Raw genomic sequence first — 11,975 nt, 5'->3', positions numbered from 1 at the left:
AGCCGCCTTCCATCGGCGGACCACCTTATCGACCCCGACGGGGTAGATCGTCAGCCGGCCTTCTGGATCAAGATGAAACCGGATGAAGTTTTTCCAATCCTCAATCTTCAAGGCGGAGAACGCTTCATTGCTGTGAAAGCCAAACCCGTTTAATGAGATGAGGAAGTAAACCCCCATTAGGATCGAGCCGACGATCCAGCCTCCAACGGCAATCAGCAGACCGGTCAATGCCATTGCAGGCAGGGGCTTCGTCGGAAGCATACCTGTCGCTTGAAGTGAGTATATTGTGCCGCAGCTAATCAAGAAAGCCGCAGCGGCGTGCATTACCCCGTGCAAGCCTCCGGCCAGCCCCTTGAACCACCGACTTGTAGAATCTGCAAACTGCCAGAAGCCGAATAAGAGCAGAAGGATGCACATAATGCTGCTGGGAGAATGCGCGATGAGGTTGCCGGCTTCCTTCATGATCCCTCTGAAGCTAGGTAGGGATGTGCCAGCAGCGATACTCGTGATCGGGAGAGCCACGAAGAAATACAGCAGGGCGGTTAAGCTGCCAAACCACTTATTGTTCCACGGACCAGCAGGTTACGCCAGCAGAGACGGCTGGAATCGTGAACGCGCGGGTAATCCTGCATCCTTTTGAACTCGCGTGTCTTGTGGATCGGACTATCCGCTTCTGAGCTGTTGTCATAGAGCGCTTCCGTTGTGAATTCATGGGTCGGATGCAGGAACGCGCCTCCGCCACCCGCCGTTATTTTCTCCACCTTGAGGCTCTCACTGACCCGCTCGTCATCGCTGGCAGGAATATGCTCGAAACGTCGATAGTGATGCAAGTCACCAGCGATGGACACTTGAATGCGAGCCTCTTGGGCTTGAACGAGCCGCTCTAGGAACGCCAAATTTTTCTCAGCGAAGGTTGGGTCCGTTTCACGGTATTTTTCCGTCGTCACCCAATACGGCTCGGCATTGCACAGCATGACTCGGTCTCCGGCTTGCATATGGCTGATAACCTGCTTGAAATAGTTCACCTGCGGATCATCGATATCCGACTGCAGCTGCACATCCGCGCCGAGCACCCACCAGCCATGAGGCAGCTTCAGGGCAAAATAGCTTTTTCGATGCTTCGTCTGCCAGCCGTTGAACCACCTGGATGAGCAGAACAGGCGGGTAAAAGCGATCAGCCCGTCATACCAATCGTGATTGCCGGGAATGGCGAACACTTGGGGAGGCTGCTGCTCCTCCGTGAACCCTGAGGCCAGATGATAGGGAGTCACCAGCCGGCGCTCGTATTCCTGGCGGCTTGCCGTCGGGTACACTTGATCCCCGCCGAAAATCAGCACAGACCCACGAGAGGTAACCCTTGTTACGCCGCTGTCCGGCTCCTGCAGGTGCAGCTCCGGGCGGTCTGATGATCCAAGCTCCCGCTGTAAGCCTCCATCAGGCGGTAGTCGGAGTAGCTGCCGAATAAGCCGGACAGCAGTGCCTTGAGCCCCGTCTGCAGCAGCAGCTTAGGGTTGTATCACTCGGCCATGGCGGGCCTGGCTTTGGGATCGCGGAGCATCCGATCGGCAAGTGAAGGGATTTTGCGAGGGGCGTCCGGTCCCTCTTTTTTATCCTCATGAGGAAACATCGTGAGATCTCCTTTTGGCATCGCATCGTATCGAATACAATCGCCACGTTCGTTTCCTTCACAAAAATATGCGGGCTTTTTTTCATCCATTCCTGATTGCGCGGGCATGATGTAACATTTCACCATGAAAAGTAAAAAAAGCCCTATATAATGCCTGAGGGCTCATAGTGTATGATTAAGAAATGTGATTTCATTAAAACTTGATGAAGGGGATGGACGCGGTGCATTCTGAAATCAGCTTAGTGGAGAAACAAGAACAACGGTGGAGACGGCTTGAACCACAAATTGTGGCGGACCCAGCCAGCTACTGGTTTGGTTCAACGGATATTACGGTGACCAACGTGACCGAGCTTTTAGCTACGGCTGTACCGCTGTACTGTCATTCGCAATCCCGGTACTATCGCGATTCGGACATGCTGCAGCGAATAATTGCCGCAACGAAGCAGCTGCATCGGAGACAGCTTGCCAGCGGATGCATCTCGTTAATGAATTGCAATATTGACTCGCCTCCCGATACGGCGTTCGCGGTTCATCTGATTGGGATAGCATATCAGGTGCTCGTGAAAAGCGGCTTCAGCGAAGCGAAGGAAGCGGAGCAGCTGCTGAGGCAGTTTCTGGAGAATACCAAGCCGTGCCTGCTCACCGGCGGAATTCATACCCCGAACCATCGCTGGGTTATGTGCAGAGCGCTTGCGCTGTTGTATGAAATTTTTCCAGAGGATGCGCTGCGAGACAGGGCCTACCAATATTTAAATGAAGGCTTCGATCTTACCGAGTATGGGGAATGGACGGAGCGCAGTAACGCGGTGTACAACCCGCATTGCGATCTGGCACTGTATCATGTGTACCGGGTTTTCGGACATGAACCGTCGCTGGAAGCGGGCTGCCGCAATTTGAATATGATGCTGTACCTTCTGCATGCGGATCATACCATTGTCACGGAGTATTCCTCCCGTCAGGACCGGGGCTCGCAGGAATTCATGGGCGGCGAATATGAAATCGCTTACCGTCTGCTGGCGGCAGAAACGAATAATGCGCAGTTTGCGTCGATGGCCAAGCTGGCTGCGAAGTCGAACAAGCGGCCGACGCTGGAGCTGATGTACTGGCTGCTGTATCCGGAAAAGATGGCTTGGGCCGATCAGCACGACGCGCCATTGCCGACCGAATATACGAAGCTGTTCGACTCTGGACGTCGGGTTCGCGTCCCCAAAGAAGGGGGCAACCGGGAAGGCTTCGGTCCGATGCATGGTGCAGCGGTGCTGCGTCACAGGAACGGCCCTTTAAGTGTCACGGCGATGGCTGGACAGCAGGATTGGCTGCATGTTCAGTACGGGGAGGCCAAGCTGATCGCGTTCCGTCTGGTGATCGGATACTTCGGCCTAGGCGGCGTGTCGTTCCCAACGATTCAGCAGGTGGATGAACGGACCTATCGTTTGCATGTCGATCTGTTATGGGGCTACCAGGGGCCGCTCGAGCAAGAGATCGCTGCACCGTATGGAGGCTATTTCAGCGACATGCCGAATCATCTGCGGGAGCTTACCCATGCCGTTAGACTGCCTGTGACTGTTGAGCTGTCGCTCCAAGACAACGCGATTGAGATGGCCGTTGTGGCGGAAGAGGTGCCGCAATTGATAGCACAGCTGGTGGCCGCTTTTGATGATGCCGGGGAGCTCGAAGGGGAAGGGATCGTTCAGCCGAAGAGCAGCTTGTATCAACTACGCCAAGGTGCTGCCGTTTATCGGAAAGGGACGGACTGGATTCGCATCTCGGAGGGCGCCCATGAGCATACCTACGAGGTAATCCGCGGGGACAATATGGACTTTGGGCGGAAAAATGTGACCATCAACCTGGTGGGACCTGTACGACGCCAAGTGACGATGGAGTATGGCCGCACAAGCGCTGAATAGTAAGCAGGAATGGATTAGGGGATGGAGGCTACGTATAGCGGTATTGTATGGGGGCAGGAGCAACTCACAACGAGCTAAAAGTTAGAGGATGCACAGCAAAGGACCGTCCGGCGATCTTTTCGGACGGTCCTTTGCTGTGCCGCTTATCGCGAAAACACCAGCTTGATGTCTTGCGCCACATTGCCAAAATGCTTGCCGAACAAGTTTATACCACCACGATGGCGGGCGTCGGGCTTGACCTCGAAGCGGACCACAATCGGCTTTTCAGGACTTAGCTGCAGCTCATGAACGGTGACCGCTGCGCTTCGTTCGCCATTAATATATGCAGCAGTTTCGTCCACCAACCATTCCGTCAGCAGGCCGTATTGCGTGCCGCCCTTCCACCAGACGGGCGTCAGATGCCCCTTCGTCTTACCGAAATCGCCCGGGCTGGTAAAGGTGCCGAGTTCATGGCCATTGACCGATAAGGTGATATCGGAGAGCCATTCCTCATTGTACTCGAAGGTCTCCGAGCACAGCTCTGCACTTACCCTCAGCTCTCGAATCGGTAGCTGATCCACGGCGACAGGGTATGGGAACGAATATTCAACATACCCGTCCTCGCTGAACCAGATCAGGTTCGCCTCCGCACGCTCCGGCATATAAAACGTGGCGATTTCATCCACACTGCCGACGGTGCCCTCATTGTTCACCAGCCCGCAAGGCGCTTTGATCTGAAACGCGGTGTACATGCCCACCGGCATATGGATCTCCTTCACCTTGAGCGATTCACTCGGCACCATGGGCAGATCCAGGGTCAACGAATCGCAGGTGCGGGAGCAGATTTTGCCTCTACCCAGCTTCTGCGCGGTTTCGATCAATCCGACCTCCTCCAGCATCTGCACGTTGATCGAGATCGTCGGCTGCGCTACGCCGAGCATCTTCGTCAGCTCGCCGACACTCATCGGCTTTTCACTCAGCGCTTCTAATATTCTGAGCCGCAGCTCGCTGGAGAGCGATTTGGCCAGATCCAGCAGCAGAGGAGCGGCGACGCGTTTATTTGTGTTGTTGTCTTCCATCTGTTAGCTTCACCTTCTATCTTCCTGGTTGCAACTTTCTAGCCCTAGTGTACCTAATCTTTCTTAATATTGCAAAAACTAAATGAATATAAAATATTATTAATATTAAAGGCGAATAGAAAGCCGCCAGAAGGAGGAGGCTGAGGCTGGACCACACCACAGTTCCATCGTTCTGACGGCTTACTCCAACGATTACTTCGTAATCAAGACTGAGTCAATGTAAAAATCGTTCGTGCTGCCCGAGCTGCTGGCCAGGTAAATGCTGTCCAGCTGCGTGACCGCGTTGCGGAACTGGGCGCCCGATTGCTTCAGCACGCCATCCACGTACAGATCGAATGTGTCGGTGGCAGGATTCGCCACGATCGTAAAGGTGTACCACGTGTTCGCCGTGAAGGTGAAGCCCGGAATGGCGACGCCGGTACCGGCGCTGTTATTGTAGTACAGCCCCGTGCCGGAGCGGTATAAGCTGACCCCATCGGTGGAACCGCTGCGCAGGATGAATTTCGGCTGGGAGCCGACCAGGTCATCCCTGTATTTCCACTCCGCGACGATAGTGCCGGTCTGTCCTGTGAAGGTGCGGACAGCGACTGTATTGCCGGAGGTGTTCGTGTCCAACAGGCGTAGACTCTTATCCGTCGGGCCCGGATTGTCGGCGACCGTTGTGCTCGTCGAGGAGCCGTTCGTGATCGTCCAGCCGGATGGGGCTGCGCCTGTGCTCATGGTCTCGAACGTATCGTTCACCAGCGTCGAATTGTCCGTCACCGTCCAAGTGGAGAAATTATACACACGCTGCTTGCTGCCAAAGGTAAGCGTCAGCGTATTGCCGTTATAATCCTGATGCATCCAAGGATCATCCAGCAGCGGCCAAGTGGTGGTGGAGAAGGTGAAGGCGGCCCCATTGATTTTGTCATATCCGGTATTGTACATGTTGTGCTTGGTTTCCATCGTCGTGCCGTCCAGTGCCGTATAAGAAATGATCGGGCCGTCCGAAGGCGTGGAGTTGAACACCACGGTGCTGAATTTAGCATCGACAGCCGTTTTGAAATTGTTCAGCTTCGTCGTATCATCCGCTCCGGCATAGGTGCTTGGGTCGGCCGTCTCCACTACGATACCGATTTTGGTGGCATTTTGCTGGAAGTTCTGCGTGCCCGTTGTCCAAGTGAACGGCGAAGTCACGTGAAGCGCGACCATAACCGGACCGTAGTTCAAATAAATGCGTCCCGTCGTCGTGGAGTTATTGATTACGGCCGTGTAGTTCGTCGGAATCCAGCCATAAATCCAAGGATTCGGGTCGGTGGCAGGAATGTCGTACACCCCGATAATCGTCCCGTTGTGCTGCAGGACATGCTCATATGCCGTAGCTCCGAAGTTCGTTACCTTAGTGCCCAGCGGATGCTGCACAAGGAAGGTGCTGTTGCCGGTAGTTCCCTGCCATGCCACGCCCCAGCGAAGCATTTGCTTGAAGTAGCCTGTGAACCGGTTGACGTAGTTGCTCATCGGGTTGATATAATCGCGATCGCTGTAGACACCGTAATTTTTGTTCATGTAAGTGGTCAGGTATTGGTAGTAGCCTGTCGTCCATTCCGTTTTGTCGTAAAAATGGGTCTCCTTATGCGTATAAGCGGTCGTTCGTGCTTGCGCAATCTGCGCTATGATATCCGGCATCCGGTAGCTGGAGGCTACGGCTTGCGCACTGTAGTACAATTCGTCGCCGTCCATGTCCGCTGTGGACGGGCCGCCGAAATAAAGCCACAGCAAAGCGCTGCCTGCGCGATAGTCCGTTTGCGCATGAATCGGCTCGTAGATCCGCTCTTGCGCCGCCGCCCAATGGCCGTTCAGCCACTCGCCTGCTGCCGAGGCCAGCATCCACTCCGCCGCCAAGCCGGCTTTATTTTTCAGCGTGGCGTCTTTCGCTAGGTCCGCCAGTGCACGGAAGGCATTGTAGTGGTAAGCGAAGTACGTGTTGGAGTTGAATTCACGCTCGCCATAATGCACATAAATGTTGATATAATCATTGACCGTCTGCTGCCCTGTCGGGTCCGCGGTAGTGAAGCTGCTTCCAAACGTGTCCGTGGGCCACGTTTCAGAAGCCAGGTAGCGGGCAGTGGCTGCCATAATAATTTTGTTCTGCGTGCTAAGGTCATCCCCATAGTGCGTATTGCCGACCATGACGCTCTTCGTTTTGTCGATCAGTGCTTGGTCGTACAAGTAGCCGTAGCGCAAGTAGCAGTCCATCGCGGCCAGCAGGGTGAAGTGCTCGGTGGTATTGTCCAGCGCATAGCTTACGAAGGACCGGGCTTCGGCTAGCCTCGCCGTGTTGCCATTGACAGCATAGTCGTAAAATTTGGATTCGGCGACCCAATAATCTTTTTGGTAGTTGGTGGTGGTGCTGGCTTGTGCGGCAAAGTGCGAGATAAGGGAGCTGGCTCGAGTGTTAAAATCCGTGGTAGTGGAAGCTTGCACCGTAGGGGTTGAGAATGGCATGACACTTACGCACTGCAGTAAAACAAAAAACGATAATACGGTGGCGAACACCTTCAGGTGTGCCGGTCTTATGCTTTTTCTCCTCATAATGAATCCTCCCATAGTGGATTGGAGTCAGCGGCTGCTGACTGAGTAAAACATCGACTCACCCCCATTGAAAGCGCTTCATTAATATCCTAAGGGAAGAAGGGTTGAATTAATATGGGGCTGTTCTTACTTTTTATTGATAATTTTTGCAAACGCATGGAGAACGGTAAAATTTATGGATAAAAAGTAAAATTCACCCGATAGGAGCGACTTCGCGCTTCAGCTTATAATAAGGGGGCGAAGTTTACCGGCTACTAGTCAACCTGTCGACCCTTGTGTATGATTAGGTAAACGACCGTTCTTGAGAAAAGGGGAAGCACAGCTTATGATAGCATCGGGGATGGAGCTTGCTGCTTCATGCATGGCTGATTATGTATCCGGTTACAACCCGCAAACGAATGCATTAAGAGCAGGTCTGCTGCAAGCCGATTTGAGCGTGGAGAGTCCGTTCGTGCTGTTGGCCGTTCGGCCCAAGGGCTCTTATTGGCTCAAGGATAAGCTCGCGCGGGACAAGTGGAAGCAGTACCAGCAGCAATTATCCGACCTGTGCGGACGATTGAGCGGTGAATTTGAGGGCTCGCAGGTTGTGCCGTTCGCGATCACGCCTTACACGATGCTTGCGTTCATCCATCCGGAAACGTCGATTTGCCGGAGAGCCAGCCGGATGGTCGAAGGGGGAGTGGAAGGTGCAGGTGCAGGCAGCATCTCCCTGTCAATCATCTTAAGCCCAATCTGCGTCGGACTTGCGCAGCTGCGCGATGCCTTCGACGAGACGATGCGGACGGCGCAGAAACGGTATTTTCAGCTGCCGGAGCTGGATTGCAGCGAGAAGCCGGCCGGACTGGATTTTGTGCTGGAGAATCCGTCGGAAGGCGGCCTGCAGTCGTACTTGCTGTCGCAGCTGTCCGGGATTGTGGAGAAAAGCGACGGCAGCATTCTGACCGCACAGAGCTTGCTCGCGGCGGTATGCCTCGACATTTACCGTTATGCCGACAAAGCGGGGATCACTCCGGAGATTAGCTACAGCGACACGGTGGAGCAGGTGTTTCAATTGGACAGCCTTAGCGATGCGTACGACTATCTGCACCGGCTGATGATGTCCAGCAGACCCTATACGGGAACTATGAAGAAGGAATATTCGCCGGTCATCAAATCGGTCTTAGCGTACGTGAACACCAATTATGCAGAGAACGTCAGCTTATCGCTGCTTGCCGAGCTGTACCACATGAACGCCAGCTATTTGAGCCGGCTGCTCAGCCAGGAGACCGGGACCACCTTCGTCGATCTGCTCGCCAAAACGCGAATTCATCATGCCAAACGCCTGCTGCTGGAAGGGAAGCACCGGGTGCGGGAAGCGGGAGAAGCGGTCGGGTACAAGGATTATTCGCATTTTTACATGGTGTTCAAGAAATTGGAGGGCGTCTCTCCTAAAGAATATATAAGACAACCGTTCTAATAGCGGGGAAGGATTCAGGAGGTTGGAACACGATGGAAGTTCCTTTGAACCGGCGCGAGCTGCTGTTGACCATTGATAAAGTCATTTCCGGGATGAAAAATTTAAAAGTTACGATTGAAGAGGACACGCCGGAAAGCATCATCTCGATCAACAAGTGGGATTGGTCGCAGGGGGTCGGTCTGTTTTCCTTGTACCGGTATTATAAAGAAACGAACAACCGCGAGATTCTTAGCTATCTGATCGATTGGTTCGATGCGCGAATCCGTGAAGGGCTGCCCTCGAAAAATGTCAATACGATGTGTCCGCTGCTGACGCTGACTTATTTGTACGAAGAGACGCATAATCCCGAGTACCTCGAGCTGTGCAAAGAATGGGCCAGCTATGCCGCAGATGAGATGCCCCGAACTCCGGAGTTCGGCATAACCCATGTCACCCTCGAAGGGGAACATTACGGGGAGCTGTGGGACGATACGCTGTATATGACCGTCCTGTTCATTGGACGAATGGGTGTGCTGCTGAACCGCGACGATTACGTGCAGGAGAGTGTGCGGCAGTTTCTCGTGCATATGAAATATTTGACCGATACGCAGACGGGGCTGTTCTATCATGGGTGGAGCTTTGTCGGCAAGCACAATTTTGCCAAAGCGCTGTGGGGACGCGGCAATGCGTGGTATTCCGCGGGTCTCGTCGATTATTTGGACATGGTCAAAATCCCGCTGGGCGTCGAAATTTTTCTCGTCACCTCCCTGGAGCGGCAGGTAGAACAGCTAGCGCTGCTGCAATCCGAGTCTGGCATGTGGCATACGCTGCTGGACGATCCGAGCTCCTATGAGGAGACGTCGGCGACAGCCGGTTTTGCATACAGTATGCTCAAGGCGATCCGCAAAGGCTATATCGTGGACGAGTATGCCGATGCTGCCTTCCAGGCGATGAAGAGCGTTCTGGCCAAAATCGATGAGCAAGGCATGGTACACGGCGTTTCGTATGGTACGCGGATGGGGCATACGCTCGATTTTTACAAGCGGATTCCGCAATGTCCAATGCCTTATGGCCAGTCGATGGCGCTGCTGATGCTGGTGGAGAGTCTGCATCATATCCCTGAGTGATTTCGATAGTCGAATACAATTCTTGATGCTCTGAGTGCGCTTGCGCTCAGGGCTTTTTTTATTTCAACGACCATTGGAAGGACAGGAATGTAAAAGTTTTGGTTGACGAACGATGAAAAACGAAATAAACTAAGTCAGTAATTTAGTAAATTACTAATTTAGTAAATAGAGTTGAGGTGGCTCACATGTTTTCAAACCGGTACATTCGAACCATTCTGCTTTCACGAGTGCTGCTGCAGCTAGGCGTTTGGATTCGAAATTATGCAGTCCTTCTGTATGTTACCCAGTTAACCAGCAATAATCCGGTATACGTGTCATTGATATCGGCAGCAGAATTTGCACCGATCTTTTTGTTTGCCATTATTGGCGGAACTTTAGCCGACCGTTGGCGCCCCAAGCGGACCATGGTATGGAGCGATCTGCTATCCGCCTTGTCCGTGGTGGTCGTCTTGGTGGCGGTGATGAACGGAGGGTGGATGGCGCTGCTTGTCGGATCGTTTGTTTCGGCCAGCTTGTCGCAATTTTCTCAGCCGTCGGGCATGAAGCTATACAAGCGGAATGTGCCCGAGCATCAGCTCCAGGGGGTTATGGCCATTTCACAATCGCTCGTTGCGGGCTTAGTCATTTTAGGACCGATCATAGGAACGTTTATTTTTTTCAAGTTCGGCATTGCGGTTTCGCTAACTTTGACGGCGCTTCTTTTTTTGGGGTCCTCCTTGATTTTATCTACCCTGCCTCGAGACCATGAAGAAGAAAAGCTTGAAGCCCGCAGTCCCTTCATGAAGGAGCTGTCGGCTGGATTTCGATACATCGCATCCAATCGTTCCTTAAGAACGCTAAGCTTTACCTTTGCCGCTTCGGGTCTAGCCGTCGGCTTAATTCAGCCGCTTTTGATCTTTGTTACGATGGAAAAGCTGGGGCAGGACAAATCGTTTTTGCAATGGCTGGTGGGGACGAACGGGGCCGCGATGCTGGTAGGAGGGGCAGTGATCATGATCATCGCCAAAAAAGTAAAGCCCCAGCTAATGCTTGCCGCAGGCTTGCTGGTCAGCGCTCTTTGCACGGTTGGGGTAGGAGCCTCTTCGGTGATTTGGTTAACCCTTGTCTTTCAATTCATGAGTGGCTTGTTCAACCCTTGCATCCATATCGGAATCCAAACGATGATTATGAGAAACACGGAAGCCGAATTTATTGGACGGGTTTCCGGAGCGATTGCCCCTGTGTTTATGGGGATGTTGGTGCTGGGGATGCTGACTTCCGGCTTTTTAAAGGACTCGTTGTCCCTTTGGGTCGTGTACAGTGTAAGCGGCGCGCTAATGGTGGTGGGTGCAGCACTTTTAACCCCGCTTTTTGTTAAACGTGAAGGAATAACTACCCAAGTCTGACCCATACTAACTGGTAGGAGGTGGGTTAGGTGGGTATCGTTTGGGATACGATTATCCGGGCGTTCATTGCCTTCGCGCTCATTATGGTGATTACGAAGGTGCTGGGCAAGCATACGATTGCGCGGATGACTTACTATGATTTTGTCGCTTCGATCACGCTGGGGGCGATCACGGGCAATATCGCTTTCAACACCTCGATGAAAACGTGGCATTTGGCAGTCTCTTTTCTCAGCTTCAGCGGGATCGCCTATATTGTCGCATTTATTTCCCTTAAAAGCCGCAAAATTCGCAAATGGCTGGCAGGCAAGCCGACCGTAGTCATCGAGAACGGCAAAATTTTGGAGCAGAATTTAAAGAAAATTCAAATTACGCTCGATACGCTCAATCAGGAGCTGCGGGAAAAAGATATTTTTGACCCGGAGGAAGTGGAGTATGCCGTGCTGGAGCTTAATGGAAAGCTGTCGGTGCTCAAGAAGCCGCAATACAGGGCGCTGATGCGTAAGGATTTCAACCTGCCCAGTCCGGCACAGAGCCAGTTTCCGATTGAGCTCATTATGGACGGCCAAATCATAAAGAACAATCTGGAGCTCTCGGGCGTCTCCACCGCATGGCTCTCGAAGCAGCTGCAGCTGCGGGGTGTCACAGCGGAACAAGTAAGCTATGCGGTCATGCGACCGAACGGGAAGCTGTTCTGTGATCTGTATTGGGACAACATCCGGCATCCGATTGATCAGGAGTAGGGGAGCGTTTTCGCATTGCGACAAGGGAAATTACAATTGAGGAGCTTACATTGGCTGTTAGGGTATGAGGGGGAGCGATAGAAGCTCTGCCCTCATTTCTTTTTGGGGCGGGATATTAGCACAGT

General features: G+C 53.1%; 8 protein-coding genes. 5 read left to right on the top strand and 3 right to left on the bottom strand.

Features of this window, described 5'->3' with window-relative positions; all coding sequences use genetic code 11:
- Nucleotides 1–542: 542 nt before the first annotated feature.
- Nucleotides 543–1,313: a hypothetical protein gene (locus FPZ49_RS22250; protein WP_222429948.1), complete on the bottom strand. Its 771-nt coding sequence runs from the start codon at nt 1,311–1,313 to the stop codon at nt 543–545.
- A 535-nt stretch (nt 1,314–1,848) separates the two neighbouring features.
- On the opposite strand from FPZ49_RS22250, the gene FPZ49_RS22245 reads away from it, so the two are divergent.
- Nucleotides 1,849–3,534: a hypothetical protein gene (locus FPZ49_RS22245; RefSeq protein ID WP_144851159.1), complete on the top strand. Its 1,686-nt coding sequence runs from the start codon at nt 1,849–1,851 to the stop codon at nt 3,532–3,534.
- Between the two features lie 143 nt (nt 3,535–3,677).
- On the opposite strand, the gene FPZ49_RS22240 is transcribed toward FPZ49_RS22245, so the two are convergent.
- Entirely contained in the window at nt 3,678–4,592 is a 915-nt protein-coding gene (locus FPZ49_RS22240; RefSeq protein WP_144851157.1) for an ArsR/SmtB family transcription factor, read from the bottom strand.
- Between the two features lie 192 nt (nt 4,593–4,784).
- Nucleotides 4,785–7,163, bottom strand: a complete 2,379-nt coding sequence (locus FPZ49_RS22235) for a LamG domain-containing protein (RefSeq protein ID WP_144851155.1) — start codon at nt 7,161–7,163, stop codon at nt 4,785–4,787.
- 325 nt (nt 7,164–7,488) lie between these two features.
- Here FPZ49_RS22235 and FPZ49_RS22230 point away from each other — a divergent pair, with 325 nt between their 5' ends.
- The 4 genes from FPZ49_RS22230 (at nt 7,489) to FPZ49_RS22215 (ending at nt 11,850) form a co-directional block, all read left to right on the top strand.
- Entirely contained in the window at nt 7,489–8,619 is a 1,131-nt protein-coding gene (locus tag FPZ49_RS22230) for a helix-turn-helix transcriptional regulator (protein WP_144851153.1), read from the top strand.
- A gap of 32 nt (nt 8,620–8,651) precedes the next feature.
- The gene (gene bglB / locus FPZ49_RS22225; protein ID WP_261381540.1) at nt 8,652–9,725 is read left to right on the top strand and encodes a beta-galactosidase BglB; all 1,074 of its coding nucleotides are present in this window, start codon (nt 8,652–8,654) and stop codon (nt 9,723–9,725) included.
- Nucleotides 9,726–9,910: 185 nt separating this feature from the next.
- Nucleotides 9,911–11,110, top strand: a complete 1,200-nt coding sequence (locus FPZ49_RS22220) for an MFS transporter (protein ID WP_144851152.1) — start codon at nt 9,911–9,913, stop codon at nt 11,108–11,110.
- 29 nt (nt 11,111–11,139) lie between these two features.
- On the top strand, nt 11,140–11,850 hold the full coding sequence (locus FPZ49_RS22215; RefSeq protein WP_144851150.1) for a DUF421 domain-containing protein: 711 nt from the start codon (nt 11,140–11,142) through the stop codon (nt 11,848–11,850).
- The last annotated feature ends 125 nt before the right edge of the window (nt 11,851–11,975 follow it).

It is taken from the genome of Paenibacillus cremeus (assembly GCF_007786445.1).
GTDB classification, from domain to species: domain Bacteria; phylum Bacillota; class Bacilli; order Paenibacillales; family NBRC-103111; genus Paenibacillus_G; species Paenibacillus_G cremeus.
The sequence above is the reverse complement of the archived record's forward strand: the minus strand, read 5'-3'. Positions and strand labels throughout refer to the sequence as shown.